Genomic DNA, 26214 nt, shown 5'->3' with positions numbered 1-26214 from the left:
ATTTCGGATGCTGCGTTCGTCATCCGCCACGTGTGAGAGGATCGGCCGGAACCAGTCCATCGAGTTCCGGCAGCAGCACGACGCTCTCCTGCTCCTTCGGATCTGTCCGGGCGATGACCGCCGTGCAGGGACTGTCGGAAAGATTGGCCGGCAGATGCGGCACGCCGGCCGGGATGTAGAACATCTCGCCGGCCCTGACGATCACATGCTCCTCGAGCCGCTCGCCGAACCAGGTATGCGCCTCGCCGGCAAGCACGTAGATCGCCGTCTCATGGCTCTCGTGGAGATGCGCCTTGGCGCGCGCACCGGGCGGCATGGTCAACAAATGCATGCAGATGCCGGTGGAGCCCACCGTCTCGGCGGCGATGCCTTCGAAATAGTTGAGCCCCTGCTTGCCGGCATAGCCGCTGCCCGGCCGCACGACGCGACAGCCAGGATGGGATGATCGAGACATGACCGTTCTCCAGAATTCGCTGAAAAACCTTGAACAGGAGCCTTCCGCGGCAAATCCGCGATTGCAAGTTGCTGGCCCGGATAGCAGTCTGGCACAGGCAAGACATAATGAGAATCCATCCATGACATCCAATCCCGCCTCCGTGGTCTCGGCCCGAAATCTCGGCCTGACGTTTCAGACCAGCGACGGGCCGGTCAATGCGCTGACGGGCGTCAACCTCGACGTCGCCAAGGGGGACTTCGTCTCCTTCATCGGCCCTTCCGGCTGCGGCAAGACGACATTCCTGCGCATCATCGCCGATCTCGAGAAGCCGACCGCCGGCACTATCGCCGTCAACGGCATGACGCCGGAGGAGGCTCGCCACAATCGCGCCTATGGCTACGTGTTCCAGGCGGCCGCGCTCTATCCCTGGCGGACGATCGAGAAGAACATCGCCCTGCCGCTCGAGATCATGGGCCATTCCGGGCACGAGCAGAAGGCGCGGATCGAACGGACGCTGGAGCTCGTCAACCTTACCGGCTTCGGCAAGAAATATCCCTGGCAGCTTTCCGGCGGCATGCAGCAGCGCGCCTCGATTGCCCGCGCGCTCGCCTTCGACGCTGACCTCTTGCTGATGGACGAACCCTTCGGCGCCCTCGACGAGATCGTCCGCGATCACTTGAACGAGCAGCTCCTGAAGCTCTGGGCGCAGACGAACAAGACGATCTGTTTCGTCACCCACTCGATCCCGGAGGCCGTCTATCTCTCGACCAAAATCGTCGTGATGAGCCCGCGCCCCGGCCGGGTGACCGACATCATCGAATCGACGCTGCCGAGGGAACGGCCGCTCGGCATCCGCGAAACGCCGGAGTTCTTGGAGATTGCCCACCGGGTGCGGGAAGGCCTGAGAGCGGGGCACAGCTATGATGAATAGTGCCTGCGCCGCCCAGGTTCGCTGTCGGGATGCAACCTTGGCGGACATGAAAGCCTGCGCCGACATCTTCAATCGCTGGGTAGATGCTACGGTCTGGATGCCGAGGATCCACGGGCCCGCCGATGTAGAGCGCTATTACCGGGAAACGCTCTTTGCGAAGGGCACGGTCATCATCATTGCCGAGTCTCGAGGCGAAATTGCAGGCTTTCTCGCCCTCGCCGAGGAGCAATTTGTGTCGGCGCTCTATCTCGATCCATCCTACAGGGGCGCGGGAATTGGGGCCGCGCTACTCAGCGAAGCGAAGAGGCGAGCAAAGGGCGAGCTCAAGCTTTGGACCTTTGCAGAAAATGCCCGCGCCCAGCGCTTTTACGAACGCCAGGGCTTCGTGCCGATACGCCGAACGAGCGGCGACAACGAGGAAGGCTTGCCCGATATTCTCTATCTTTGGCGCGCCGAGCCGTTGAGCGGCGGAGGCGCCGATGCATAAGCCGAGCTTCCCCCGCGACAAACTGCTGCCGATCGGCACCGTCGTCCTGGTTCTTATCGCCGTCTGGTACGTCGCCGCCATCTTCCTCAACGCGCCCTTCGAGCGCGACACGGCGGCGCGTGCCGGCACCGAGATCGCGTTTTCCGACCTCGTCAGGAACACGATGGTGCAGGAAAGGCCGGTGCTGCCCGCACCGCACCAGGTCATCGCCGAAATCTGGGACACGACAGTAAACAAGGCGATCACCTCGAAGCGCAGCCTCGTCTACCATGCCTGGATCACGCTTTCGGCCACCCTGCTCGGCTTCGGCATCGGCGCAGCGCTCGGCGTGCTTCTCGCCGTCGGCATCGTTCACAATCGCGCCATGGACCGCTCGCTGATGCCCTGGGTGATCGCCAGCCAGACGATACCGATCCTGGCGATCGCGCCGATGATCATCGTCGTCTTGAATGCGATCGGCATCGCCGGCCTCTTACCGAAGGCGCTGATCTCCACCTATCTGTCGTTCTTCCCGGTGGTGGTCGGCATGGTCAAGGGCCTGCGCAGTCCCGAAACGATCCAGCTCGACCTGATGCACACCTACAATGCCTCGGCGGCGCAGACTTTCTGGAAGCTGCGCTGGCCCTCCTCCATGCCCTATCTCTTCACCTCGCTGAAGGTCGCCGTCGCCATCTCGCTCGTCGGCGCCATTGTCGGCGAACTGCCGACCGGGGCCGTGGCGGGGCTCGGTGCGCGACTGCTTGCAGGCTCCTATTACGGCCAGACCGTGCAAATCTGGGCGGCGCTGTTCATGGCGGCTGCCCTAGCGGCAGTTCTCGTGATGATCGTCGGCTTCGCGCACACGGCCGTCCTCAAGCGCATGGGAGCCAAGCCATGAATTTTACCGCTCTCGCCGGCGCTGTTTTCTTCTGGCTGGTCGCCTGGGCCGTCAACGAATGGCTGGTCCGCCAGCGCTTTGAGAGCGAAGCGGCCAACAATGCGGCGCGCTCCGCCGTGCCGCTCCTTTTCGGCGTCACGATCCTGGTCCTGTGGGAGGGCATCGTTCGCGGCTTTGCCATCCCGTCTGTGCTGCTGCCGGCGCCGTCGATGATCTGGGCGCGGCTCGTCAATTCGGTACCGACGCTGACTGCCGATTTCCGCCAGACCTTCCTGAAATCCGTGCTGACCGGCTATGCACTCGGCTGCGGCCTCGGTTTCCTGGTGGCAATCCTCATCGACCGCTCTCCCTTCCTCCAGAAAGGCCTGCTGCCGCTCGGCAATTTCGTCTCCGCCCTCCCCGTCATCGGCGTCGCCCCGATCATGGTCATGTGGTTCGGCTTCGACTGGCAATCGAAGGTGGCCGTCGTCGTCATCATGACCTTCTTTCCGATGCTGGTGAACACCGTCTCCGGCCTTGCTGTCGCCAGCCAGATGGAGCGCGACCTGATGCGCACCTATGCGGCGACTTGGTGGCAGACGCTCGTCAAGCTGAGGCTGCCCGCCGCCTGGCCTTTCATTTTCAACGCACTCAAGATTAACTCGACGCTGGCGCTGATCGGCGCGATTGTGGCCGAGTTTTTCGGAACGCCCATTGTCGGCATGGGTTTCCGGATCTCCACGGAAGTGGGGCGCATGAACGTCGACATGGTCTGGGCCGAAATCGCCGTTGCGGCGGTGGCTGGCTCCGCCTTCTACGGGGTGGTCGCGCTCATCGAGCGCGCCGTCACCTTCTGGCATCCGTCCATCCGCAGTGGCCGAGCCTGACAATCAAGCAATGATAAGAGGGAACTGACATGAACAAAAAACTTGCATCTCTGCTGGCAGCGGGCGCCTTTTCGCTTGCCGCCTTCCATGCCAATGCCGCCGACAAGGTCACGCTGCAATTGAAATGGGTGACGCAGGCCCAGTTCGCCGGCTACTACGTCGCCAAGGACAAGGGGTTTTACGAGGAAGAGGGCCTCGACGTCGACATCAAGCCGGGCGGTCCGGACATCGCTCCGCCGCAGGTGATCGCCGGCGGCGGCGCCGATGTCATCGTCGACTGGATGCCGTCCGCTCTCGCCACCCGCGAAAAGGGCGTGCCGCTCGTCAACATCGCCCAGCCCTTCAAGAAATCCGGCATGATGCTCACCTGTCTCAAGGAATCGGGCGTGAAGACCCCCGAGGATTTCAAAGGCAAGACGCTCGGCGTCTGGTTCTTCGGCAACGAGTACCCGTTCCTCTCCTGGATGTCGCAGTTGAAAATCCCGACGGATGGCGGCCCGAACGGTGTCACCGTCCTGAAGCAGGGCTTCAACGTCGACCCGCTGATCCAGAAGCAGGCGGCCTGCATTTCGACGATGACCTACAATGAATACTGGCAGGTCATCGACGCGGGCATCAAGGCGGAGGATCTCGTCACCTTCAAATACGAGGACCAGGGCGTCGCCACCCTCGAGGACGGCCTCTATGTCCTCGAGGACAAGCTCAAGGACGCGGCCTTCAAGGAGAAGATGGTGAAGTTCGTCCGCGCCTCGATGAAGGGCTGGAAATATGCCGAGGAGAACCCGGACGAGGCCGCGGATATCGTGCTCGAAAACGACTCGACCGGCGCCCAGACGGAGAAGCACCAGAAGCGCATGATGGGCGAAATCGCCAAGCTGACGGCAGGTTCGAACGGCGCGCTCGACGAGGCCGACTACAAGCGCACGGTCCAGTCGCTGCTCTCCGGCGGGTCCGATCCGGTCATCTCCAAGGAGCCGGAAGGCGCCTGGACCCACGAGATCACCGACGCAGCGCTGAAATAGGCCGCGGCTTGCGTCAGACCGAGAAGCGCGCGGCGGTATGCCGCGCGCTTTTGGGCAACCCGCCCCAGTTGTTAAGCTTGCATTTAACTCGCTCCACTATAGCCTCCCGGCAGATCACCAGGGAGAAATACTGAGGCACCATCGTTTCCGGCCTCTTGTAAGCATTTGCTACCGCGCTTACATAGCCCGGAACGATTGACTGGAGACGAGGCGCAGGGAGGAACCGGTTTTCTCTGGTTTCGCTTCCTTGAGTAATTTCTCCCGCGTCGGTACCTTCGATTTGATGCTCTGGGTCGGGCATTTTGAACGCGTGGATCGCACCGGTCGGCAATGCCGGCGGAACACGCGGGAAATAGCATGATTGCACGCGGAGCTTCGCCCTTGATGAGCGGCGAGGCAGCATGATTTACTTCTGTCAGGACAATATGCCGATGGCTCAGAAACTCCTTCCTCTTCTCGGCGCATGTGCAGCAATCACGCTCGGCACGTTTTCGGGCGTCTCGGCCGAGGAGGCCGCAAAGCCGCAGCCGTCGCAGGCACTGCCATCGATCGTCGTGACGGAAGCGGCAGAACGCAAGATCAGCGACCGCGTCCTTGCCACCGGGTCGATCCAGGCGGTCGAGGAAACCTATGTTGCACCGCTCGTCGACGGGCTTTCCATCCGCTCGTTGAATGTCGATGTCGGCGATCGCGTCGAAGAGGGTAGCATCCTTGTCGTCCTCAACGACGACGCGCTGCTTCTGCAGAAAAGTCAGCTGGAGGCCAATCTCGCCAAGGCGGAAGCCTCGCTCGCGCAGCTCAAAGCCCAGCTTGCCGAGGCGACGGCGAATTCCGAAGAGGCGACGCGCGTCGCCGATCGCGCCGTACGGCTTTCGGAGAACGGCACGGTCTCGACCGCCGAGGCGGACCGCCTGAAGGCACTCGCCGCCGCCACGCGCGCCCGCCTTCGCTCGGCCGAGCAATCGGTGGGCGTCGCCAGAGCGGACATCAAGGTTGTCCAGGCGCAGATCGACGATATCGACCTCAGGCTTGCCCGTACCGAGGTAAAGGCCCCGGTCAGCGGCGTGATCTCGGCAAAGAACGCCAAGGTCGGCGCGATCGCCAGCGGCAATGGGGAACCGCTCTTCGCAATGATCCGCGACGGTGCGATCGAGATGAAGGCCGATGTCGCCGAGTCCGATATCGTCAAGCTTGCCGTCGGGCAACCCGCAACGGTGAAGCTCGCCGGAAGCAATGCGACCGTCGCGGGCAAGATCCGCCTGATCGCGCCGACGATCGATCAAGACACGCGGCTCGGCAAGGTTCACATCAGCCTCACCGACACGACCGAGGCGCGCGCCGGCATGTACGCGAGCGCGGTCATTACGGTCGAAGAAAAGCAGACGGTCGTCCTGCCGCAAACCGCCGTTACATCGGAAGACGGCAAGACCATCGTTCGCAAGGTCGAAGACGGCATCGTTCGGCTGGTTCCGGTTGAGACCGGCATCCAGGACGGGCAGTTTGTCGAGATCCTTTCCGGCCTCAAGCCGGGCGAGCAGGCCGTGGCCAAGGCCGGCGCCTACGTGCGTGACGGCGACCGGATCAATCCGGTCAAGTCCGACCAGCCGATAACCAATTGACGGGAACAGAGACCATGAACTTCTCCGCCTGGTCCATCCGCAATCCGGTCGCGCCGATTCTGGCGTTTTTCGTGCTCGTCGTGCTCGGCTGGCAGTCCTTCAATTCGCTGCCGATCACCCGCTTCCCGAACATCGACGTCCCGATCGTCTCGATCGTCGTGGCGCAGAGCGGAGCCGCCCCCGCCGAACTCGAGACCCAGGTGACCAAGGAAATCGAGGACGCGGTAGCCGGCATCTCCGGCGTCGACCATATCGAGTCGACGATTACCGACGGGACATCCACCACCGCAGTCATCTTCCGCATGGAAGTGCCCACGCAACAGGCCGTTCAGGATGTCAAGGACGCGATCGACCGCATCCGCGGCGACCTGCCGACCTCGATCGAGGAGCCGATCGTCTCCAAGGTTGACGTGGAAGGCCAGGCCATCCAGACCTTTGCCGTCTCCTCGCCCGGCATGACGCTCGAGGAGCTGTCCTGGTTCGTCGACGACACGATCAAGCGCGCCATCCAGGGCCAAAGCGGCATCGGTCGGGTCGACCGCTATGGCGGGTCCGACCGCGAAGTGCGCATCGAGCTCGATGACGACCGGCTGAATTCCTTCGGGATCACCGCGGCTGACGTCAACGGCCAGCTCCGCCGCATGAACATGGATCTCGGCTCGGGCCGCGGTCAGGTCGGCGGCAGCGAACAGGCGATCCGTACGCTCGGCGACGCGCGCGACGTTTCCCAGCTCGCCAACACGATGATCTCGCTGCCGAACGGACGCTTCGTGCGTCTGTCGGAGCTCGGCAAGGTTACCGATACCTACGAGGAGCCGAAGTCCTTCTCGCGCTTCAACGGCCACCCGGGCGTTACCTTCGCGGTGTTCCGTGCCAAGGGGGCGAGCGAGGTGAGCGTCGCCGAAACAGTCGCCAAGACCCTCGACGAGATCCGCGCCAAGCATCCGGACGTCACCATCGAGATGGTCGACGATCTGGTCTACTTCACCTATGGCAACTACGAGGCGGCGATACATACGCTGATCGAGGGTGCTCTGCTCGCCGTCATCGTCGTTATGCTGTTCCTGCGCAACTGGCGCGCCACCTTGATCTCAGCGGTTGCCCTGCCGCTTTCAGCCATCCCGACTTTCTGGGTCATGGAGCTCCTTGGCTTCTCGCTGAACCTCGTGAGCTTCCTGGCGATGACGCTCGCAACCGGCATTCTCGTCGACGATGCAATCGTCGAGATCGAGAATATCGAGCGCCATATCCGCATGGGCAAGTCGCCCTACAAGGCGGCGATCGAGGCAGCCGACGAGATCGGCCTTGCGGTCATCGCCACCACCTTCACCATCATCGCGGTCTTCGTGCCCGTTTCCTTCATGCCAGGCATTCCGGGGCAATACTTCATCCAGTTCGGGCTGACGGTCGCTGTCTCGGTCTTCTTCTCGCTGCTCGTCGCCCGCCTGATCACGCCGGTGATGGCGGCCTATCTGATGAAGCCGACGGATGTCGGCGGCGGTCACCACGATGATGACGGCTTCATGATGCGGCAGTACACGCGGGTCGTGCACTTCACCACGAAACGCTGGTATACGCGCTATTCCACGCTGGTCGTGGCAATCCTGCTCACTATCGGCTCCGTCGCCGCGCTCATCGCCTTCGTGCCCGGTAGTTTCCTGCCGCCGGAGGACAATTCGCGCGTCAGCCTGTCGATTGAACTGCCGCCCGATGCGATGCTCGAGGACACGGACCGGACGACCACGGAAATCTACAACCGCATCAAGGATATCGAGGGAGTCGAGAACGTCTTCGTCCTCGGGGGCGCCTCGCCGAAGGGCGATCTCGAACTGCGCCGCGCCGCCGTCACCGTGCTGCTCAAGAAGCTCGATCACTCGCTTGTCAACAAGGTCGTCAACGACGTTATCGGGCGCACGCCGCTGATCGGTGAGTATCTGCCGAAGCTGCCGCCGGCTGGCCGCACCAAGCCGCAATCTCAGATCGAGAAGGAAATCTTCGCGCGGCTGCAATCGATCCCGGATCTCCGCGTTACCAAGTTGAACGATCGCGGCGAGCGCGACCTGTCGTTCAACCTGCTTTCCAACAACGAGGCGGATCTGGAGACGGCCATCGCCACGCTCGAAGCGAAGCTCCGCAGGGATCCGCTGCTCGCCAATGTCAGCCCCGACGGTGCCCTGCCGCGGCCGGAACTGCAGATTCGTCCGCGCGATGAGCAGATGTCCCGCCTCGGCATCACCACGGCGGAGATCTCGGAAGTTATCCGCGTCGCCACGATCGGCGATATCGACGCACAACTGACGAAGATTGCGCTCGACGGGCGGCTGATCCCGATCCGGGTCCAGCTCAACCGCGATTTCCGGACAGATCTGGCTGCGATCCGCAATCTCAGGGTACAGACGGCGTCCGGTGCGACAGTCCCGCTCGCGAGCGTCGCCGACATCAACTATGGAGAAGGGCCGAGTTCCATCAAACGCTATGACCGCAACCGCGTTGTGAAGCTCGGCGCCGATCTGCCCGTAGGCGTCGCCCTCGACACCGCGTCGGCCCGCTTCAAGCAGATCGCCTCCGAAGCGAAGCTGCCGGGGACCGTCGAGTTCCTCGAAAGTGGCGACGCCGAAGTGCAGGCGGAAATGCAGCAGAGCTTCGGCAATGCGATGCTGCTGGGCCTGATGATGGTGCTGGTCGTGCTCATCCTCTTGTTCAAGGACGTCATCCAGCCATTCACTATCCTGTTCTCGCTGCCGCTGGCGATCGGCGGCGTGGCAGCCGCTTTGATCCTCACGCAGAATGCGCTCTCCATGCCCGTCCTGATCGGCATCCTCATGCTGATGGGCATCGTCACCAAGAACGCCATCCTGCTCGTCGATTTCGGCATCGAGATGATGCATCACGGCATGGACCGGACGCTGTCGATGATCGAGGCTGGCCGCAAGCGCGCCCGGCCGATCGTCATGACCTCCATCGCTATGTCCGCCGGTATGCTCCCCTCTGCACTCGGCGTCGGCGAAGGCGGCTCGTTCCGGGCGCCGATGGCGATCGCGGTCATCGGCGGCATCATCGTCTCGACGGTGCTCAGCCTCGTCGTCGTCCCCTCCTTCTTCCTGATCATGGACGACCTGTCGCGTCTTCTCGCCTGGACCTTCGGCCGCATGGTCGGCAAGAAGGAGGAAGAAGACCTGCCGCTCGACCGCGAGGCGCTCAGCAAGCTTGCCGCAGAACAGGGCACGACGATCGAAAGCCTGGAGGAGCGTGTCAAGGCGCTGGAGGCCGAGCGGCGCGGCAAGTCCGACCGCAAGGTCATCAGCCATCCGGCACTCGCCGCCGAGTAAGCCGTATTTTCTAAGAACTACTGCTGCACCCGTTCCGAGCAGGGACAAGCAGCAGCGCCTCTTTTCGCCAAGTTGTTTAATACGGGTCAAGTTAGGACCGGCGCGAAACCGCTAGCTTAGTCACGATTTTTCGGACGAGCGGTATGAAGACCTTGCGATTGACCTCCAGCGACCGGGCCATCCTCCTCAATGCGCGATTCTTTTCGCGGCTGCCGCGATCCGCGATAGAGGCGATTGTCGAGGGCGCGACAGTTTCGACGCACGAAGCGTACGTCACGCTATTTCGCCAGAACGAGCCGCTCGACGATGTGCTGGTCGTCCTCTCGGGGCTCGTCCGCCTCTATCGCCTGGGCAAGGTACGGGCGCGAAGCCGGTGTCGCAGTCTTCCCGAAAGGCGAATTGATCGGCGTCAACGCCATGTTCCTGGATCGCCGCGCGACCGCCGATGCCCAGGCCGCCGAACACTCGATCATCGCCCGGCTGGAAGGCGGCAAGCTGCGCCGGCTGGCCGCCGAAGACCCGGCCGTTGCCCAGGCGCTTCTCGAAATTCTTTGTCACCACGGCAAGCTGGCCGAGGACTGCCTTGCCGAAGACCGGCTTCTCACCGCGCCTCAGCGCGTCGCGAACTACATTCTGAGCCATTGCCCGAACGGTTCCCAGAGCTTCTCCTTCCGCCTGCCGTTTCAGAAGAGCGTGCTCGCCGGCAAACTCGGCCTCGCCCCCGAGGCACTGTCGCGCGCCTTCTCCACGCTTCGTCAATCGGGCGTCGTGGTGAAGGGCCGGGTGATCGAAATTCGCGACCGTCAGGCGCTCGAACAGTTCTAAGGTCCCGAGTTTAGAGCCCGCCCTGCACCGTCAGGAACTCGACGATCCGGTCGATGCCGTCGCCGCGCTTCATGTCGGAAAAGACGAAGGGCTTTTCGGCGCGCATACGTGTCGCATCGCGCTCCATAACTTCGAGATCGGCGCCCACATAAGGAGCGAGATCCTTCTTGTTGATCACCAGCAGATCTGACCTGGTGATCCCCGGGCCACCTTTGCGCGGGATTTCCTCCCCCTGGCAGACGGAGATCACATAGATGGTCAGGTCCGCCAGGTCGGGCGAAAAGGTCGCAGCGAGGTTGTCGCCGCCCGATTCGATGAAGACCACGTCGAGATCGGGGATGCGGCGGTTGAGGTCGGCAATCGCCTGAAGATTGATCGAGGCGTCCTCGCGAATCGCCGTGTGCGGGCAGCCGCCGGTCTCGACGCCGACGATTCGCTCCGAAGGCAGCGCCTGCATCCGCACCAGCGCCTCGGCGTCCTCTTTCGTGTAGATATCATTGGTGACGACGGCGACCGAATATTTCTCGCGCATCGCCTTGCACAGCTTGTCGGTCAGCGCCGTCTTGCCGGACCCGACCGGGCCGCCGATGCCGACGCGAAGGGGACCGTTTTTCGATGGCATTTTCTATGTCCTTTCCGGGCGCCTGAGTCTTTGTTTTCCATGCATGTCGTTGGCCCAAAACCGTTGCCACTTTTGGGCGACATGCATCACGAACGAAACAGGCGCGAATGCAGGGTTTCATGTCTGAGCGATGCAATATCGGCCATGATCGCGGCCGAGCCAAGATCGTCGAGCGAGCCGCGCGCGGCGCGAGCGGCAATCGCCGCCATCGCCGCCTCCAGCCCGGCAAGCAAGCCGACGCCGTCGCGCTGGCCGATGACGCCGCAACGGATGGCGACCGATACGGCATTGGAGGTCGTTGCGTTGAGAAAGGCCGCGATCGTCGGCTCAAGTCCGGTCCGATGCGCACCGGCGACGGCACCGACCGCCACCGGATAGGCGGCCGTCGATCCGAGCGTCTCCAGCACCGGGTGCGGCCAGTGGCCGGCGGCGGCAAGGAACGCCTCGCCAAGAAGCATGGTTTCCATGTGCCGCTCGCGCGAGCCGGCAAGCGCCTCGGCAAGTTCGCCGACCGCCCGTAGCCGGGCTGGATCGTCATGGCCGCGATAGCTTTCCGCCAGAAGCAGCGCGTCGTTCCAGATCGGGCCGCGGTTCACCAGCGTTTCCAGCCACTGCCGCAGATCGCCGGCACTTGTAACGAGGCCGTCATGAACGGCCTGCTCCAATCCGCCGGAATAGGAAAAGGCGCCGACCGGAAAGGCAGGCGAGAGCCAGGTGACGAGGCGCAGCAGAGCCTGCGTGGCGGCCTCGTCAGCCATGGTCGTGGTGGTGACCGTGCCCATGGTGGTGATGGCCGGTGCCGTGATAGGCGCCGCGCAAGGGTTGGAACGGCTCGACCACTTCGCTTACCGTCGCTCTGAGCCCTTCAAGCATGACGCGGATGACGGGATCGCGGGCGATCAAGATCCGCCCCTCCTCGACCGCCGCCGGCAGATGCCGGTTGCCGAGATGCCAGGCGATTTCGATCAGATGCAGCCCGTCGCGCGGAAGGATTTCGTAGAGCACCTCCTCGGCCGCTTTCACTTCGACATAGCCGCCGCCTTCCAGCACCAGCAGGTCGCCGTCGGCGAGCATTACCGGCTCCTTGAGGTCGAGCATCACCACATCGTCATTTTCGAGATGCAGGAGCTTGCGGCGCAGATGCCGCTGGTCGTGGGTCAGCGTCACCCGGTGAAGCGGCGCCTTGTCGGCGGCACCCGGAGAGAGGATCTCCGTCGAACGATAGGGCACGTCAGATGACCTCGACCTTTTCCGGATGCACGACCTCGACACGCGCTTCGACGAGCAGGTCGGCCATCGCCGCCTTGAAGGATTTCAGATGCGGTTCGCCGAAGTGCGCATCGAGGGCCGCCCGGCTCTTCCAGGTCTCGACGAAGACGAGCGCGTCCGGTTCGGCGGGCTTTCGATAGAGATCGTAGCTGATGCAGCCCTCCTCCTTGCGGGTGGCCTCGATCAGCGGTGCGGCACGGGCCACGACGTCGTCGCCCTTGCTTGCATGCGCCTTAAGATATGCGATGACGTAAACCATTGAAATGCGTACCTCCAACGGGCTTCACATTAACAAGAAAAAGCCCCGGCGCCAGCAGCAAGAGGAAAATCCAAACGGCTTTCCAACCTGCGTGCGGCAGCGGGGCTTATATGATCACAATGCCGGATCAGGCAGCGATCTTCTGCGACTTCAGCGCCTCGAGAATGTTCTGCGGCGAGGAAACGCCATAGGGGTCGCTATCGCAATTGTCGGAATAGCCTTCCTCTTCGAACCACTGCTCGACCGTGCCGTTATTGACGATGGCGGCGTAGCGCCAGGAGCGCATGCCGAAGCCGAGATTGTCCTTGGCGACCAGCATGCCCATCTTGCGGGTGAACTCGCCCGAACCGTCCGGAATGAGCTTGACGTTTTCCAGCCCCTGCGATTTGCCCCAGGCGTTCATGACGAAGGCGTCGTTGACCGAGATGCAATAGATCTCGTCGATGCCGAGCGCGCGGAACTCGGGCGTCAGCTTCTCGAAATCCGGCAGCTGGTAGGTCGAGCAGGTCGGGGTGAAGGCGCCCGGCAGCGAGAACAAGACGACGCGCTTGCCGACGAAATAGTCGTTCGACGAGACATCCTGCCAGCGGAACGGATTGGAACCGCCAACGGATTCGTCGCGGACGCGGGTGCGGAAGGTTACAACGGGAACTTTTCTGCCGAGCATCATCATCTCCTTCGAGTGGGCAGCCGGCCGTCAAGTCTTGGGAGGAAGAGCAGCCGGCGAAAGGGAAGGCCCCTTCTATCGAAGATTCCGCTGCAGTGCAGCATCAAAGCGCCGATCGGGCGGCGGCGCATGGCAGGCATGCGACTGCCGCATGGCTGCCAGTTCGTCCGGAATGTCTAGAACAGGAAATACCGCTGCGCCATCGGCAGCACGGTCGCCGGCTCGCACGTCAACAGCACGCCGTCGGCGCGCACCTCATAGGTTTCCGGGTCGACCTCGACATGCGGTGTGAGGCCGTTGTGGATCATCGAGGCCTTGCCGATGCCGCCGCGGGTATTCTGGACGGCGACGAGCTCCTTGGCGACGCCGAGCCTTCCCGCGAGGCCGGCGTCGAGCGAAGCCTGCGAGACGAAGGTGACGGAGGAATTGGTCCGGCTTCGGCCATAGGCGCCGAACATCGGCCGGTAATGGACCGGCTGTGGCGTCGGGATCGAAGCATTCGGGTCGCCCATCGGCGCGGCCGCGATCGTTCCGCCGAGCAGCACCATATCCGGCTTCACGCCGAAAAAGGCAGGGTTCCAGATGACGAGGTCGGCGCGCTTGCCGACTTCGAGCGAACCGATCTCATGGCTGAGGCCATGGGCGATCGCCGGGTTGATCGTGTATTTGGCGACATAGCGCTTGACGCGGAAATTGTCGTTGTCGCCGGTCTCCTCCTTCAGCCGGCCGCGCTGGCGCTTCATCTTGTCGGCCGTCTGCCAGGTGCGGATCGCCACCTCGCCGACACGGCCCATGGCCTGGCTGTCGGAGGAGATGATCGAGAAGGCGCCGATATCGTGGAGAATGTCCTCCGCGGCGATCGTCTCCTTGCGGATGCGGCTTTCGGCAAAGGCGATGTCCTCGGGGATCGACGGCGACAGGTGGTGGCAGACCATGAGCATGTCGAGATGCTCGGCCAGCGTGTTCTGGGTGTAGGGCCGCGTCGGGTTGGTCGAGGACGGAATGACGTTCGGCTGGCCGCAGATCTTGATGATGTCCGGTGCGTGGCCGCCGCCCGCCCCTTCCGTATGGAAGGCGTGAATGGTCCGGCCCTTGATCGCCGCAATCGTGTCCTCGACGAAGCCGCTCTCGTTTAGCGTGTCGGTGTGGATCATCACCTGAACGTCGTATTCGTCCGCCACCGACAGGCAGCAGTCGATCGCTCCCGGTGTCGTTCCCCAGTCCTCGTGCAGCTTCAGCGAGGTGGCGCCGCCGAGCACCATTTCAACGAGCGCGCCCGGCAGCGAGGCGTTGCCCTTGCCGGCGAAGGCAAGGTTCATCGGGAAGGCATCGGCGGCCTCGATCATACGCGCGATATGCCACGGCCCCGGCGTGCACGTCGTCGCCAGCGTGCCATGTGCGGGGCCCGTGCCGCCACCGAGCATGCAGGTGAGCCCGCTCATCAGCGCCTCTTCGATCTGCTGCGGGCAGATGAAATGGATATGGCTATCCATGCCGCCGGCCGTGACGATCTTGCCCTCGCCGGCGATCGCCTCGGTGCCCGGTCCGACGATGATGTTCACGCCCGGCTGCGTATCGGGATTGCCGGCCTTTCCTATTGCCGCGATCCGCCCGTCCTTCAGGCCGATATCCGCCTTGACGATGCCCCAGTGGTCGACGATCAGCGCGTTGGTGATGACCGTATCGACCGCGCCGCCCTCGCGCGTCACCTGGCTCTGGCCCATGCCGTCGCGGATGACCTTGCCGCCGCCGAACTTCACCTCTTCGCCATAGGTGGTGAAGTCCTTCTCAACCTCAATGAAGAGCTCCGTGTCGGCAAGCCGCACCCTGTCGCCGACCGTCGGACCGAACATGTTGGCATAGGCCGCGCGCGACATTTTGTAGGACATGGTTCAGGCTCCTTGGGACAAGTCTGACGAAGGCAATGGATTGAGGCGGCGGAGGCGGCATGCGGCGGCATGCGCATCGACATAACGCCGCTCGGCGGCGAAGGGATGCCACTCCCAGCCGCTGTGACCGAAGCCGGCGAGCACGATCTCGTCGCCGGCGGAAGCGACGTCGGACAGGATGTCGGCGATCACCACCAGACCGCTCGATGGAGCGACGTAAGGCGGCGGCGCGAAACGGGCGAGATCTTGCTCCAGCCGCTCGTGCGCTTCGATCGGGACGACCCGGTGCCGTCGGCCGGTCGCACGCGCGAAGGCCTCGAAGCCGGCGGTGTAGTCGTCGCAGAAATCGTCGAGGTCCGGATGGGTCTTGGCGAGCGCTGCCCGCATCGCCGCGAACTTAGCAGCGGAACGCACGCTCCAGATTTCACGTGCCTGGCGCACCGGCTCGCTCGTCTTCCAGCGGCCACCGCCGAGCATTGCAAGCGCCGGGCGGCCCGTGTTGCAGACGGCGACGATGTCGGTCCGGGCGCCGCCCCGGCCGACCGAGCGGCAATCGTTGAAGCGGACTACCAGGTCGGCTGCGTCGATCGTCGCGGCAGCACCCTCCGGCACCTCGCCATTTCCCACGATCATGACGCGCCGGCCCAGCAACACTCAGTTTCCTTGCGCCTCGAGAAGTTCCTTGAGTTCGGCGGTGCGCTTTCGGGTCAGCTCTGCGAGGCAGCCCGAGACGAGCATGGGCTCCATCGAACCGCCCCGAGCCTCGAAGCCGGCGAGTTCGCACTGGCCGTCGCGGTAGCCGATCCAGGCCCGCTGCGCCTTTTTCAATGCCGCGATGGCACCGATATAAGCCGCGTCGATATCACCGAGCTCCTTGTCGGTTTGCTGCATCGCGGTCATCGCCTGCTTGTAGATCTTGTTCAGGTCCGCATCCGCGGCCTGGTATTCCCGATCGGCGCAAATGTTCAAATCCATCTGCGCTACCGCCTCTTGGCAATTCACCTCAGGCTGTTCCTGAGCGAGCGCAAAGGTCGTGAGAATGAAAAGCAGGCCAAGGGCGGATGCGGCTACTCTCATAGCTTGCCCATGACCTGTTGACGGAACCCGAAAACCTCGCGCTTGCCGGAAAGCGGGATCAGCGTCACCTGCCGCGTCTGCCCCGGTTCGAAACGCACCGCCGTGCCCGCCGGGATATCGAGCCGCTTGCCGCGCGCCGCACCACGGTCGAAGATCAGGCCGGCGTTCGTTTCCGCGAAATGATAATGGCTGCCGACCTGAACCGGCCGGTCGCCGGAATTGGAGACTTCGATGGTGATCGTCGGAAGACCGACATTGAGTTCGATGTCGCCCGCGGCTGCGATGATCTCGCCTGGAATCATGCTCGTCTCTCCTTACGCGGCCTTTTCCGGCGCGCAGCCTTGCGGCTTCAGCACGCGCTCGCTCGAAGCCGGATATTTCTTGAGCATCGCCGCCGGCCGGACGGGACGGCGGACCAGTTCGCCGCTGCAGTTTGGGCAGGTCCCGCCGAGCTTCCCCTCGGCGCAATCAGTGCAAAAGGTGCATTCGAAAGTGCAGATCACGGCCTCCCGGCTTTCGGGCGGCAGGTCGCGATCGCAGCATTCGCAGTTCGGGCGCAGGCTCAGCATCATAGTCTCCTAGCGGATGGGTTCGTGAACGGTGACGAGCTTCGTCCCATCCGGGAAAGTCGCCTCGATCTGGATGTCGTGGATCATCTCGGGGATGCCTTCCATGACCTGGTCGCGGGTCAGCACATGGGCGCCCGCCTCCATCAACTCAGCGACGGACCGGCCGTCGCGCGCACCCTCGACGACGAAATCAGTGATGAGGGCGATGGCCTCCGGATGGTTGAGCTTGACGCCTCGCTCCAGTCGTCGGCGCGCGACCATTGCCGCCATGGAAATCAACAGCTTGTCTTTTTCGCGCGGAGTGAGATTCATGCGTCGCTATCCGGATTGATTGCGGGATCAGAGAGTCCAGACTTTCGGCACAGATGCGTCCTCACGCAAGTGCGAAATGAGCGGGATCAGGATTTTTCTGAGCGCAAATCCATCGACCGCGGCGACACGGGCAACGAGCTTGTCGCAGCCGCCGACCTTGTAGTGGCTGGCACCAGCCATTACCACCGGCGCGAGCATTGCACGCAGCTTCGAAAGCATCGCTTCACAATCGGGCGCGGCATAAAGCAAGGTTGCGAAGGCAGCCGCACCGCCGAGCGTCGCTGGCCGGGCGGCAAGCCCTGCGATGTCGTCGGCAAGGGCCAGATCCTCGGCATGGACAAATCTGCCGCCGCTCCGCACGCGCCAACGATCGCGAAACAGCCCGGCATGCACCGCCTCGCCCATCGCCTTGCGGCCGAGAAGCACCGCCTCGACCGCGAGAAAGCTTGCATCGGGCGCCAGTTCTACCTCGAGCGAGCGCGACAGCGAGGCGCGGTCGAAGAGGATCGTTTCCTGCGGAAGCCAATCGACCCGCGCTCCGGCGGCGACGGATATGCACGTGGCGATTGAGGCCGTACCGGCGCTCGCCTTGTAGATCTTCTCGCAGGCCTGCGTCGTCAGCGTGAGCTCGGTCCCCTCGCCGGCTTCGAAATCCCATTCGAGCCGGTCGCCGCCGGTTACGCCGCCCGAGGAGTTGATGAGCACCGCCTCCATCGAGGCATCGAAGGTCTTCGGCAAGCGGATCTTGGCGCAACCTTCCTGATAGAGTTCGGCGATGCGCGTGCGTCCGCGTTCGGACTTGGCAACAAGCCGCCCTTTTCCCCACGCCCTTTGCGGAGCGATGATCGCCGCGTCATTCAAGGTGTTCAGATATCCCCAGCCGGCACGCCCCTGCGACGTGCATCGTCATGCGGCATCGTCCGAAATGGCATGATCAATGTCAAGTCACTGTTTCACAAGCACAATCGGGTCCGCCGAAAGAAACTCGTCGGACCGGCCAACTTTGAAGAGGCTGAGGGCCCACCAAAAAAGAGGGCGCCGGTTTGCGGCGCCCTCCGAACAACAATTTTGGCACGCGCCATCCTAGGAGCGGGCGAACTCCAGCAGGTCCTTGTTCAACTGATCCTTGTGGGTGTCCGTGATGCCATGCGGCGCACCCGGATAGACCTTCAGATCCGCGTGCGGAATGAGCGTCTTCGAGGCCCGGGCGGCGGCGTCGATCGGCACGATCTGGTCGTCGTCTCCATGGATGATGAGCGTCGGCACGTCGAACTTCTTCAGGTCCTCGGTGAAGTCGGTCTGCGAGAAGGCGACGATCGAGTCATAGGTATTTTTGTGGCCCCCCGCCATGCCCTGCAGCCAGAAGCTGTCGATCATCCCCTGCGACGGCTTCGCACCCGGACGGTTGAAGCCGAAGAAGGGACCGGAAGCGATGTCCTTGTAGAGCTGCGAGCGGTCGGCGAGGCTCGCCGCCTGCAAGCCATCGAACACCTCTTTCGGAAGGCCGCCCGGATTCTTGTCGGTCTTTACCATCAGCGGCGGCACCGCCGAAATCAACCCGGCCTTGGCAACGCGGCTGGTGCCGTGACGACCGATATAGCGGGTAATCTCGCCGCCGCCGGTCGAGAATCCGGCTAGAAAGATACCTTTCAGGTCCAGTTGCTCGATCAGGTCGGCAAGGTCGTCGGCATAGTGATCCATGTCGTTGCCGTCCCAGGGCTGGCTGGACCGGCCGTGGCCGCGGCGATCATGAGTGACGACGCGGAAACCGTTATTGGCGAGATGGAAGGCCTGGGCTTCCCAACTGTCGGACGAGAGCGGCCAGCCGTGGCTGAGGATGACGACCGGCCCGTCCTTCGGACCCCAGTCCTTGTAATAGATTTCAACGCCGTCGCGCGTGGTGATCCTGCTTCCCATGGTCCTTGCTCCTTCCGTTGTTGATGGCTTTGCTGTGTCCGCTGCGGCTGGCCGGGCGGCTGCGAATGCGGCGGCCGCGCTGGCGGCGCCGAGTGCTCCCGCCAGCATCTCCCTTCTGGAAACGGCGGTCGCGCTGTCTTGAACCTTTGTCATGGAATTGCTCCTTCGCTTCGTGGCGGCAAATGGGATCGTTGCGATGTAACCTATGCGATAAGACGCCCGTCCCCTCTTAATTAGTCAACGATTAAATCGTGCACGATCTTTATTGCGCCAGCACATCGATGTCAATACCTTGCGATTATATCGCGAACGATTTACTGTGCTGCCTCGGCGAATACGGAAAGACAGCGATGGCGAAGGCAAATATCCCCTCTCCCGAAGAGTTGATGAAAATCGATAATTTCCTGTGCTTTGCAATCTATTCCGCGAACCACGCGTTTACGCGCGTCTACAAGCCACTACTCGACGAGCTGGATCTTACCTATCCACAATATCTCGTAATGGTTGTCCTGTGGGAAAAAGATGATCAAACCGTCGGCAGCCTGGGAGACAAGCTCTTTCTCGAATCGAGCACCCTCACGCCTATGCTGAAGCGCCTGGAGGCCATGGGCTATATTTCGAGAGTCCGCGACCGCGCCGACGAGCGGCAGGTGCGCGTGCGCCTGACCGAAACCGGCGAGGCGCTCAAGGAAAAGGCCAGCACCGTCCCGTGCGGCATCATCGAAGCGACCGGAATGGAGCCCGCGGAGATCGGGCGCCTAAAGGGGGAAATCGCAGCGCTCCGGGCATCGCTGCTGCGGTAGGCATGCTTGGAGCGGGGTGCAGCAGACCGCAGTTTCTTAGATACCGAGTAGCACGGCCGCTCCGGTCAGCCCCGCGCCCGCCCCGGTGAGCAACAGCCTTTCTCCGGGAACGAAGGCCTTGGCCCTGTGTGCAAGTGAAAGCGACAGCGGAATCGTCGCGGCCGACGAGTTCCCGTACTCCTCGAGGGTGCGCACGGTCCTGGACGGATCGATGCCGAGATTGGCGCAAACCGCATCGAAGATCCGGACATTCGCCTGATGCGGCACGAAGCGGCCGACCTCCGCGGGGTCGATGCCCGCGGCGGCGAGCGCGCGAGCGGCGCAGGCCGTCATCATCTCCACCGCACGGACGAACACCTCCCGCCCGTCGCGCATGGTCATCAGCACGTCCTCCGCCGGCATATCCGGCGCAAAGGGCCGGCTGCTGCCGCCGACGGCAATGGTGATCAGATCGTAGCGGCTTCCGTCAGACGCGAGGTCGATGCCGAGCACGCCCTTCTGGGGATCGTGCGAGGGCGCGACGACGACTGCGCCGGCAGCGTCCGCGAAGAGAACGGCACTTGCCCGCTCAGCCGGGTTGATGCGCCGGCTCAGGATGTTGGCGGCAACGACAAGGACCGGCTTGCCCTGCGTGCGGACGAACCCGTCGGCGAGCGTCAGCGCGTAGAGGAAGCCCGAGCAGGCGCCGGCCAGATCGATCGCACCGGAATTGCCAAGCCTGAGGCGATGGGCGAGCAACGGTGCCGAGGGCGGCAGCAGGTGATCGGGCGTTGATGTGGCGAGCAGCGTCAAGGCGATGTCGCCGCGCGCGGTAGCCGCATCCTCGAGTGCCGCCTCCCCGGCCTTCGCCGCAAGACCGGTCAGCGTCTCTCCGGGCTCGACCCAGCGTCGTGCCCGGATGCCTGTCCGCCGTTCGATCCAGCCCGATTCAAGGCCGAGTTTCGCTTCGATTTCGGCGTTCTCGACGCGCCGCGTCGGCACGGCGTGGCCAAATCCGGCAAGGCGGGATGACCGGACGATGCTCATAGCCGCCCCGTCGCGAAGGCAAACGCAGCCTCGTCGATTGCGTCATAGGCCCGATCGAGATCCGCATCGGCGATGCAATAGGGCGGTATCAGATAGATGACATTGCCGAGCGGCCGGATGAGCAGCCTGCGCTGGCGGAAGAAAGCCCTGAGCCGCGGCCCGACATCGGCCAGGTAGCCCCCCGCCGGCACGCAAAGGTCGAGCGCGGCGATCGTACCTGCCTGACGTACATTGCGGAAGCGCGGATCGGCCGCGAAGCGCTTCAGATGTCGCCGTTGCTTCGCGGCAAGCGCTTCGATGCGCCCGCCGACCGGCTCCTCCTTCCACACAGCGAGATTGGCGACGGCCGCGGCGCAGGCGATCGGATTGGCGGTATAGGAGCTCGAATGAAAGAATGTTCGGCGCCGGTCCGGTGAAAGATGCGCGTCGAATATCTCCGCCGTGCAAAGGGTTGCCGCGAGCGGAAGCGCACCCCCGGTCAAGCCCTTTGACGTGCACAGGATGTCGGGCGCGATCCCCGCCTGCTCGCAGGCAAAGAGAGTTCCGGTGCGGCCCCAGCCGGTCATCACCTCGTCGGCAATCAGCAGAATGCCGTGCTGTTCGGCGATCCGCTTCAGTTCGGTCAGCACGAAGGCCGGATAGATCTTCATCCCGCCGGCCCCGAGAACCAGCGGCTCGACGATGAGCGCCGCCACCTGGCCGGAAGCGCAAAAGTGCTCGAAAGCGTCGAGCGTCTCCTGTTCGCGGCCGGGCTCCGGAAACGGCAGGCGGTCGACGGCGAAAAGAAGCGGCTCGTAGGCCGAATTGAAAACGCCGCGCTCGCCGGCCGACATCGTGCCGATCGTGTCGCCGTGATAGCTGTGCTCCATCACTGAGATGCGGCTACGCGGCGCGCCGATATTGTGGAAATAGCCGATCGCCATCTTCAGCGCTACCTCCACGGCGGTCGAGCCGCTGTCGGAATAAAAGACGTGCTTCAAGCCGGCGGGCGCGATCTCGATCAGGCCGCTCGCCAGTTCCTCCGCCGGCGCATGAGTGTACTCGGCAAAGATCACCTGGTCGTAGCTTTCAACGGCGCGCCGGATCGCCTCCATGATCGCCGGGTGCCGATGGCCGTGGGTGATCACCCACCAGGACGAGATCGCATCGACAATGTGCGAGTCCTCCTCGTCGATCAGATAGGCGCCCTCGGTGCGGACGATGCGCTTCATCGCCGGCTCCAGCGCATGCTGGGTGAAGGGGTGCCAGACCGGAGAGGCGCTCATGCCAGCGCCTCGCGGAAATCGTCCATATTGAAGCCTTCGCAAAAGTTCCGGCGAAGACTATCCGGCGTCAGCGGCGCGAGGTGCGGCAGCCGACCGAGCACCCGAACATGACCCAGTTCCGCGATCGTCCTTTCCGTGTCCGCCTGCTCGTCGCCGATGAAGGCGACGCCGAGAACCGGGATCGAGCGGGCCCGCAGCGCTTCGAGCGACAGCAGCGTGTGATTGATCGTGCCGAGTGCCGTGCGGGCGCAGAGGACGACGGGAATTTGCCAGCGCTGAAAGACGTCGGCGAAGACCGTCCGCTCCGTCAGCGGCACCATAAGCCCGCCCGCCCCTTCGATGACGAGCGGCGCCGCGACCGGGGGTGGCAAGAGGGTTTCCGGCCGGATCGTCACGCCGTCGAGCTTGGCCGAGAGATGCGGCGAGGCGGGTGTGGCGAGCCTGTAGGCCTCCGGCAGGATGCGGCGAGGCTCTAACCGGCCAAGCCGCTGGACGGCTTCGCTGTCGGTTTCGCCGTCGAGCCCGGATTGGACCGGCTTCCAGTAATGGCCCGAAAGCGCATCGGTGAGCGCGGCGGCAAAGACGGTCTTGCCGATGCCCGTATCCGTTCCGGTGATCACGACGCGAACTGCCATCATTGTTCCTCCGCCATCGCCATCTTCAGCCGAGCCAGCATCTGCGCGATCGCCTGCCTGTCGACGTTCAGCGTGATCGCGATCCGAAGCCGGGCCGTGCCTTCGGGAACGGTTGGTGGCCGGATCGCGCGGATGTCGAATCCTTCCTCGCGCAGGCGATCGGCGATCTTCACGGCACGGCCATTGTCGCCGATCATCACCGGCAGGATCTGCGATCCGCTGCCTTCGATCCCGGTTGTCGCGGCAAGCGCCGCATTGGCAAAAGCGCTGAGCGTGTCGAACTTGGCGCGACGCTGCGGCTCGTCCGCGGCGATCCGCAAGGCCGCGCGAACCGCGGCTGCTGTCAAGGGCGACGGCGCGGTCGAATAGATGAAGCCGCGGGCGCGATTGACGAGATAGTCGCAAAGTGTTCCGCTGGCGCAGAGCAACGCGCCGGAGACGCCGAGCGCCTTGCCGCAGGTATGCAGGACGATCACGTTCTCCCGGCCCTCGAGCGCCGCCGAAAGGCCGCGGCCGCCGGGACCGAAAACGCCGGTGGCATGCGCCTCGTCGATGACCAGAAAGGCGTCATGCTCTTCGGCGAGCGCCGCAAGCTCCTGGAGCGGCGCCCGATCTCCGTCCATCGAATAGAGGCTTTCAACGGCGATCCACGGGCGTCCCGTTCCGCCAGCACCACGCCATTCCCGAATGGCGTCGGCGAAGGCGCCGACATCATTGTGGCGGACGGCGACCGCCTGCGCACGGCTTGCCGCGATGCCCTCATGGGCGCTCGCATGGATCAACGCGTCGTGGATGATGATGTCGTCGCGCTGCGGCAGGGTCGAAAACAGCGCAACATTGGCCATATAGCCGCTGCCGAAAAAGAGCACTCGTTGCGAACCGAAGAACTCGGCCGCCTCCGCCTCCAGCGCCTCATGCTCGGGATGATTGCCACGCAGCAGTCGCGATCCGCCGGCGCCGACCGCTACGTCCCGGTCGAGGGCGGAGGCGATCGCCTCCTTCAGCCGCGGAGAGCCTGCGAGGCCCAGATAGTCGTTCGAGGTGAAATCAATGCCCGCCCGGGCGACAAGCGCACGCCGCCGCCCCTTTCGCTCCAGTCCTGCCAGGATCTTCTCGTAGCGGCCCAGACGCACGGCGATCATTCGGCCGGCTCCATCGGCTCCAGTGCCATCGGCTTCAGCCCCAGGCGGCGGAACAGCGCCGCATCGTGATGCTCGCCCGGGTTGTCCGCCGTCAACAGCGTCTCGCCGACGAAGATCGAATTCGCCCCGGCGAAGAAACAGAGCGCCTGCATTTCGTCGCTCATGTCGGTCCGGCCGGCCGAAAGGCGAACATGCGATTTCGGCATCAGGATGCGGGCGAGCGCGATCATCCGGACGAAGTCGATCGGATCGACCGGCAGCGAATCCGCAAGCTTCGACCCGGGGATGGGGATCAGCATGTTGATCGGCACGCTTTCCGGCGCGGCCGGAAGGTTGGCGAGCGTCACCAGCATCGAAATGCGATCATCAACCCCTTCGCCCATGCCCAAGATGCCGCCCGCGCAGACCTTGATGCCCGCCTCGCGGACATTGGCAAGCGTTTCCAGCCGGTCGGCGAAGGTTCGCGTGGTGATGATCTCGTTGTAAAAGCGCTCCGAGGTGTCGACATTGTGGTTGTAGTAATCGAGACCGGCCTCTGCGAGCCGCTCCGTCTGGGCGGGCGACAGCATCCCGAGGGTCATGCAGGTTTCCATCCCGAGCGCCCTGACGCCGCGCACCATGGCGACGATGGCCTCCATGTCGCGCTCCTTCGGGCTGCGCCAGGCCGCTCCCATGCAATAGCGCGTCGCGCCGCCGTCCTGGGCTTTGCGCGCCTCCGCGATCACACGCTCGACTTCCATCAGCTTCGACGCCTTGAGGCCGGTTGGGTAATGCGCCGACTGGCTGCAATAGCCGCAATCCTCGGCGCATCCCCCGGTCTTGATCGACAGGAGCCGGCTCATCTGCACCGCATTCGGATCGAAATGCGTGCGATGGATGGACTGCGCACGGAACAGAAGGTCGTTGAAAGGTAAATTATAGATTTTTGTCGCCGCAGCGAGAGTCCAAGCTGTTACATCGGAGCCGGAGCTCATCGAATCCGCTCCGCTCGTTACCAACGCATCCTGCATTCGCGGCTGTCCCCCTCTGCCTACTGCCATCGATATAGATAGAATCGGATTTTATCTATAGTTCGGCTGTTGAGAGGGACGCAACTGCCTATCGATCCTTCCATGCCGTAATTCAGCCGCGCCGGACTGGGCTGCGGCAAATCTCCCGCGTCAGGGATGCTCACAAAGCAAGGGCCCGGCGCTTCCACGCCGGGCCCTGCTTCGCTGTTAAAGCGTTAGAACGAGACTATTCGTTCTGGAAGTAGCTGTACTTGCCGTCTTCACCCTTCTTCCAGGTGTACATGACGTAGTCCGGGCGGGTGATGTCGCCCTTTTCGTCATAGCCGAGTTCGCCGATCGCGGTCTTGAACGGACCCTTCGCCTTGATCGCTTCGGCAACCGCCTGCGGGTCGTTGCCGCCGGCAGCCTTGGCGGCATCCGCAATCACCTGCAGCGCTGCGTAGGAATAGAGCGTGTAGGCCTCCGGTTCGAAGCCAGCGGTGCGGAACTTCTCGACGAGTTCCTTCGAAGCCGGGTTCTTGCGCGGATCCGGCGCGAAGGTCATCAGCGTGCCGTCGACGGCGTCACCGGCGATCGAAGCCAGTTCGTTCGAAACGATGCCGTCGCCCGACATGAAGGTTGCCTTCAGGCCCTGGTCCTTCATCTGACGCATGATGAGGCCCGCTTCCGTGTGCAGGCCGCCGTAGTAGACGACCGAAACGCCGGCTTCCTTCATCTTGGCGATCAGCGCCGAGAAATCCTTGTCGCCGATGTTGATACCTTCGTAGAGAGCTTCGTTGAGGCCCGCTTCGTTCATCGACTTCTTGGTCTCATCGGCAAGACCCTGGCCGTACGGCGTCTTGTCGTGGATGACGGCGATCTTCGCGTCCTTGAAGTTGGCAGCGAGGTAAGCGCCGGCAACTGCACCCTGCTGGTCGTCACGGCCGCAGGTGCGGAACGTGTTCCACATGCCGCGCTCGGTGAACTGCGGGTTGGTCGCGGACGGCGTGATTTCCAGGATGCCGTTCTCGGCATAGACTTCCGATGCCGGAATGGACACGCCGGAGTTGAAGTGGCCAATCACGAACTTCACGCCGTCAGCAACGAACTTGTTGGCGACCGAAATACCCTGCTTCGGGTCCGAGACGTCGTCGCCGAGGACGAGCTTGATCTGTTCGCCGTTGATGCCGCCTGCCGCGTTGATGTCAGCGGCCGCCTGCTCCGCACCTTTCTGGAGCTGGGCGCCGAAAGCGGCATTCGGGCCGGTCAGCGGACCAGCGACGCCGACCAGGAGATCAGCCCATGCGGTGCCGCTGAAGGCGACCATTGCTGTCAGCGCCACAGCCGACAGAAGAGACTTTTTCATTTTGTTACTCCCAAA

28 protein-coding genes and 1 pseudogene are annotated in these 26214 nt (G+C 63.4%); 9 read left to right on the top strand and 20 right to left on the bottom strand.

The annotated features are described in order from the left end of the window. Positions 1 to 19 precede the first annotated feature (19 nt). A complete protein-coding gene (locus CO656_RS05990) occupies positions 20 to 454 on the bottom strand; it encodes a cupin domain-containing protein (RefSeq protein ID WP_176536488.1) in 435 nt (144 codons plus the stop codon). Between the two features lie 121 nt (positions 455 to 575). Between CO656_RS05990 and CO656_RS05985 the strand changes: the two genes are divergently transcribed. The 8 genes and pseudogenes from CO656_RS05985 to CO656_RS05950 all read left to right on the top strand — a co-directional run bounded on the left by CO656_RS05985 (position 576) and on the right by CO656_RS05950 (position 10392). Then, the gene (locus CO656_RS05985; protein ID WP_037414608.1) at positions 576 to 1367 is read left to right on the top strand and encodes an ABC transporter ATP-binding protein; all 792 of its coding nucleotides are present in this window, start codon (positions 576 to 578) and stop codon (positions 1365 to 1367) included. A gap of 46 nt (positions 1368 to 1413) precedes the next feature. Beyond that, a complete protein-coding gene (locus tag CO656_RS05980; protein ID WP_234819732.1) occupies positions 1414 to 1854 on the top strand; it encodes a GNAT family N-acetyltransferase in 441 nt (146 codons plus the stop codon). Further along, the gene (locus CO656_RS05975) at positions 1847 to 2731 is read left to right on the top strand and encodes an ABC transporter permease (protein WP_097525151.1); all 885 of its coding nucleotides are present in this window, start codon (positions 1847 to 1849) and stop codon (positions 2729 to 2731) included. Before CO656_RS05980 ends, CO656_RS05975 begins: the two co-directional genes overlap by 8 nt. Next, entirely contained in the window at positions 2728 to 3597 is an 870-nt protein-coding gene (locus tag CO656_RS05970; protein ID WP_097525150.1) for an ABC transporter permease, read from the top strand. The genes CO656_RS05975 and CO656_RS05970 overlap by 4 nt, the downstream gene beginning before the upstream one ends. Before the next feature lie 29 nt (positions 3598 to 3626). After that, the gene (locus CO656_RS05965; protein ID WP_037414602.1) at positions 3627 to 4619 is read left to right on the top strand and encodes an ABC transporter substrate-binding protein; all 993 of its coding nucleotides are present in this window, start codon (positions 3627 to 3629) and stop codon (positions 4617 to 4619) included. A 431-nt stretch (positions 4620 to 5050) separates the two neighbouring features. Beyond that, complete coding sequence (locus CO656_RS05960) at positions 5051 to 6238, top strand: efflux RND transporter periplasmic adaptor subunit (protein ID WP_037414633.1); 1188 nt, start codon at positions 5051 to 5053, stop codon at positions 6236 to 6238. 14 nt (positions 6239 to 6252) lie between these two features. Beyond that, the gene (locus CO656_RS05955; protein ID WP_097525149.1) at positions 6253 to 9567 is read left to right on the top strand and encodes an efflux RND transporter permease subunit; all 3315 of its coding nucleotides are present in this window, start codon (positions 6253 to 6255) and stop codon (positions 9565 to 9567) included. Positions 9568 to 9710: 143 nt separating this feature from the next. Beyond that, positions 9711 to 10392: pseudogene (locus tag CO656_RS05950) on the top strand (Crp/Fnr family transcriptional regulator). A 10-nt stretch (positions 10393 to 10402) separates the two neighbouring features. On the opposite strand, the gene ureG reads toward CO656_RS05950, so the two are convergent. From ureG to CO656_RS05885, 13 genes are all read right to left on the bottom strand, one after another. Then, on the bottom strand, positions 10403 to 11014 hold the full coding sequence (ureG, locus tag CO656_RS05945; protein WP_037414598.1) for an urease accessory protein UreG: 612 nt from the start codon (positions 11012 to 11014) through the stop codon (positions 10403 to 10405). 86 nt (positions 11015 to 11100) lie between these two features. Continuing rightward, positions 11101 to 11772, bottom strand: a complete 672-nt coding sequence (locus CO656_RS05940; RefSeq protein WP_097525389.1) for an urease accessory protein UreF — start codon at positions 11770 to 11772, stop codon at positions 11101 to 11103. Beyond that, a complete protein-coding gene (gene ureE, locus CO656_RS05935) occupies positions 11765 to 12244 on the bottom strand; it encodes an urease accessory protein UreE (RefSeq protein WP_097525148.1) in 480 nt (159 codons plus the stop codon). Before ureE ends, CO656_RS05940 begins: the two co-directional genes overlap by 8 nt. A gap of 1 nt (position 12245) precedes the next feature. Further along, positions 12246 to 12542, bottom strand: coding sequence for a putative quinol monooxygenase (locus CO656_RS05930; RefSeq protein WP_097525147.1), 297 nt, complete (start codon positions 12540 to 12542; stop codon positions 12246 to 12248). A gap of 127 nt (positions 12543 to 12669) precedes the next feature. Then, positions 12670 to 13209 carry a peroxiredoxin gene (locus tag CO656_RS05925; RefSeq protein WP_037414593.1) on the bottom strand — a complete coding sequence of 180 codons (540 nt, stop codon included), beginning with the start codon at positions 13207 to 13209 and terminating at the stop codon, positions 12670 to 12672. A 176-nt stretch (positions 13210 to 13385) separates the two neighbouring features. After that, the gene (gene ureC, locus CO656_RS05920) at positions 13386 to 15098 is read right to left on the bottom strand and encodes an urease subunit alpha (RefSeq protein ID WP_097525146.1); all 1713 of its coding nucleotides are present in this window, start codon (positions 15096 to 15098) and stop codon (positions 13386 to 13388) included. A 3-nt stretch (positions 15099 to 15101) separates the two neighbouring features. Continuing rightward, entirely contained in the window at positions 15102 to 15752 is a 651-nt protein-coding gene (locus CO656_RS05915) for a Urease operon accessory protein (protein ID WP_097525145.1), read from the bottom strand. After that, on the bottom strand, positions 15753 to 16175 hold the full coding sequence (locus CO656_RS05910; RefSeq protein ID WP_097525144.1) for a lysozyme inhibitor LprI family protein: 423 nt from the start codon (positions 16173 to 16175) through the stop codon (positions 15753 to 15755). It lies immediately after the preceding gene. Then, positions 16172 to 16477 (bottom strand): urease subunit beta, encoded by a 306-nt coding sequence (locus CO656_RS05905; protein ID WP_037414588.1) that lies wholly within the window; start codon positions 16475 to 16477, stop codon positions 16172 to 16174. The genes CO656_RS05910 and CO656_RS05905 overlap by 4 nt, the downstream gene beginning before the upstream one ends. Positions 16478 to 16489: 12 nt before the next feature. Continuing rightward, positions 16490 to 16744 (bottom strand): DUF1272 domain-containing protein, encoded by a 255-nt coding sequence (locus tag CO656_RS05900; protein WP_097525143.1) that lies wholly within the window; start codon positions 16742 to 16744, stop codon positions 16490 to 16492. Between the two features lie 9 nt (positions 16745 to 16753). Continuing rightward, positions 16754 to 17056 carry an urease subunit gamma gene (locus CO656_RS05895; RefSeq protein ID WP_026618115.1) on the bottom strand — a complete coding sequence of 101 codons (303 nt, stop codon included), beginning with the start codon at positions 17054 to 17056 and terminating at the stop codon, positions 16754 to 16756. Between the two features lie 27 nt (positions 17057 to 17083). Beyond that, a complete protein-coding gene (locus CO656_RS05890) occupies positions 17084 to 17917 on the bottom strand; it encodes an urease accessory protein UreD (protein ID WP_097525142.1) in 834 nt (277 codons plus the stop codon). A 222-nt stretch (positions 17918 to 18139) separates the two neighbouring features. Further along, positions 18140 to 19126 (bottom strand): alpha/beta hydrolase, encoded by a 987-nt coding sequence (locus CO656_RS05885; RefSeq protein WP_097525141.1) that lies wholly within the window; start codon positions 19124 to 19126, stop codon positions 18140 to 18142. Positions 19127 to 19323: 197 nt separating this feature from the next. On the opposite strand from CO656_RS05885, the gene CO656_RS05880 reads away from it, so the two are divergent. Beyond that, complete coding sequence (locus CO656_RS05880; RefSeq protein ID WP_037414579.1) at positions 19324 to 19776, top strand: MarR family transcriptional regulator; 453 nt, start codon at positions 19324 to 19326, stop codon at positions 19774 to 19776. A gap of 36 nt (positions 19777 to 19812) precedes the next feature. Here the strand turns inward: CO656_RS05880 and CO656_RS05875 are convergent, their stop codons facing one another. The 6 genes from CO656_RS05875 to CO656_RS05850 form a co-directional block, all read right to left on the bottom strand. Further along, complete coding sequence (locus CO656_RS05875; RefSeq protein ID WP_097525140.1) at positions 19813 to 20802, bottom strand: beta-ketoacyl-ACP synthase III; 990 nt, start codon at positions 20800 to 20802, stop codon at positions 19813 to 19815. Further along, a complete protein-coding gene (locus tag CO656_RS05870) occupies positions 20799 to 22067 on the bottom strand; it encodes an adenosylmethionine--8-amino-7-oxononanoate transaminase (RefSeq protein WP_097525139.1) in 1269 nt (422 codons plus the stop codon). Before CO656_RS05870 ends, CO656_RS05875 begins: the two co-directional genes overlap by 4 nt. Next, positions 22064 to 22702: a dethiobiotin synthase gene (gene bioD / locus CO656_RS05865; protein WP_179864713.1), complete on the bottom strand. Its 639-nt coding sequence runs from the start codon at positions 22700 to 22702 to the stop codon at positions 22064 to 22066. Before bioD ends, CO656_RS05870 begins: the two co-directional genes overlap by 4 nt. After that, positions 22702 to 23844, bottom strand: a complete 1143-nt coding sequence (locus tag CO656_RS05860; RefSeq protein ID WP_097525137.1) for an 8-amino-7-oxononanoate synthase — start codon at positions 23842 to 23844, stop codon at positions 22702 to 22704. The genes bioD and CO656_RS05860 overlap by 1 nt, the downstream gene beginning before the upstream one ends. Then, the gene (bioB, locus tag CO656_RS05855) at positions 23841 to 24818 is read right to left on the bottom strand and encodes a biotin synthase BioB (protein WP_234819724.1); all 978 of its coding nucleotides are present in this window, start codon (positions 24816 to 24818) and stop codon (positions 23841 to 23843) included. Before bioB ends, CO656_RS05860 begins: the two co-directional genes overlap by 4 nt. Positions 24819 to 25080: 262 nt before the next feature. After that, a complete protein-coding gene (locus CO656_RS05850) occupies positions 25081 to 26199 on the bottom strand; it encodes a branched-chain amino acid ABC transporter substrate-binding protein (protein ID WP_097525135.1) in 1119 nt (372 codons plus the stop codon). Positions 26200 to 26214 lie beyond the last annotated feature (15 nt).

Source organism: Sinorhizobium sp. FG01, assembly GCF_002531875.1.
In the GTDB taxonomy this organism is placed as follows: Bacteria; Pseudomonadota; Alphaproteobacteria; order Rhizobiales; family Rhizobiaceae; genus Sinorhizobium; species Sinorhizobium fredii_C.
This window is presented reverse-complemented; position numbering and strand designations above follow the sequence as displayed.

Excerpts from the sequence above, each read along its gene's own strand:
- CO656_RS05900 (WP_097525143.1), bottom strand. The coding sequence starts at position 16,744 with ATGCTGAGCCTGCGCCCGAACTGCGAATGCTGCGATCGCGACCTGCCG.
- CO656_RS05990 (WP_176536488.1), bottom strand. The coding sequence starts at position 454 with ATGTCTCGATCATCCCATCCTGGCTGTCGCGTCGTGCGGCCGGGCAGC.
- CO656_RS05970 (WP_097525150.1), top strand. The coding sequence starts at position 2,728 with ATGAATTTTACCGCTCTCGCCGGCGCTGTTTTCTTCTGGCTGGTCGCC.
- CO656_RS05910 (WP_097525144.1), bottom strand. The coding sequence starts at position 16,175 with ATGAGAGTAGCCGCATCCGCCCTTGGCCTGCTTTTCATTCTCACGACC.
- CO656_RS05875 (WP_097525140.1), bottom strand. The coding sequence starts at position 20,802 with ATGAGCATCGTCCGGTCATCCCGCCTTGCCGGATTTGGCCACGCCGTG.
- CO656_RS05980 (WP_234819732.1), top strand. The coding sequence starts at position 1,414 with ATGAAAGCCTGCGCCGACATCTTCAATCGCTGGGTAGATGCTACGGTC.
- bioD (WP_179864713.1), bottom strand. The coding sequence starts at position 22,702 with ATGGCAGTTCGCGTCGTGATCACCGGAACGGATACGGGCATCGGCAAG.
- CO656_RS05880 (WP_037414579.1), top strand. The coding sequence starts at position 19,324 with ATGGCGAAGGCAAATATCCCCTCTCCCGAAGAGTTGATGAAAATCGAT.
- CO656_RS05885 (WP_097525141.1), bottom strand. The coding sequence starts at position 19,126 with ATGACAAAGGTTCAAGACAGCGCGACCGCCGTTTCCAGAAGGGAGATG.
- CO656_RS05940 (WP_097525389.1), bottom strand. The coding sequence starts at position 11,772 with ATGGCTGACGAGGCCGCCACGCAGGCTCTGCTGCGCCTCGTCACCTGG.
- CO656_RS05895 (WP_026618115.1), bottom strand. The coding sequence starts at position 17,056 with ATGAATCTCACTCCGCGCGAAAAAGACAAGCTGTTGATTTCCATGGCG.
- CO656_RS05955 (WP_097525149.1), top strand. The coding sequence starts at position 6,253 with ATGAACTTCTCCGCCTGGTCCATCCGCAATCCGGTCGCGCCGATTCTG.
- CO656_RS05860 (WP_097525137.1), bottom strand. The coding sequence starts at position 23,844 with ATGATCGCCGTGCGTCTGGGCCGCTACGAGAAGATCCTGGCAGGACTG.
- CO656_RS05925 (WP_037414593.1), bottom strand. The coding sequence starts at position 13,209 with ATGCTCGGCAGAAAAGTTCCCGTTGTAACCTTCCGCACCCGCGTCCGC.
- CO656_RS05960 (WP_037414633.1), top strand. The coding sequence starts at position 5,051 with ATGGCTCAGAAACTCCTTCCTCTTCTCGGCGCATGTGCAGCAATCACG.
- ureC (WP_097525146.1), bottom strand. The coding sequence starts at position 15,098 with ATGTCCTACAAAATGTCGCGCGCGGCCTATGCCAACATGTTCGGTCCG.
- CO656_RS05905 (WP_037414588.1), bottom strand. The coding sequence starts at position 16,477 with ATGATTCCAGGCGAGATCATCGCAGCCGCGGGCGACATCGAACTCAAT.
- CO656_RS05965 (WP_037414602.1), top strand. The coding sequence starts at position 3,627 with ATGAACAAAAAACTTGCATCTCTGCTGGCAGCGGGCGCCTTTTCGCTT.
- CO656_RS05870 (WP_097525139.1), bottom strand. The coding sequence starts at position 22,067 with ATGAGCGCCTCTCCGGTCTGGCACCCCTTCACCCAGCATGCGCTGGAG.
- CO656_RS05930 (WP_097525147.1), bottom strand. The coding sequence starts at position 12,542 with ATGGTTTACGTCATCGCATATCTTAAGGCGCATGCAAGCAAGGGCGAC.
- CO656_RS05975 (WP_097525151.1), top strand. The coding sequence starts at position 1,847 with ATGCATAAGCCGAGCTTCCCCCGCGACAAACTGCTGCCGATCGGCACC.
- CO656_RS05985 (WP_037414608.1), top strand. The coding sequence starts at position 576 with ATGACATCCAATCCCGCCTCCGTGGTCTCGGCCCGAAATCTCGGCCTG.
- bioB (WP_234819724.1), bottom strand. The coding sequence starts at position 24,818 with ATGAGCTCCGGCTCCGATGTAACAGCTTGGACTCTCGCTGCGGCGACA.
- ureG (WP_037414598.1), bottom strand. The coding sequence starts at position 11,014 with ATGCCATCGAAAAACGGTCCCCTTCGCGTCGGCATCGGCGGCCCGGTC.
- CO656_RS05850 (WP_097525135.1), bottom strand. The coding sequence starts at position 26,199 with ATGAAAAAGTCTCTTCTGTCGGCTGTGGCGCTGACAGCAATGGTCGCC.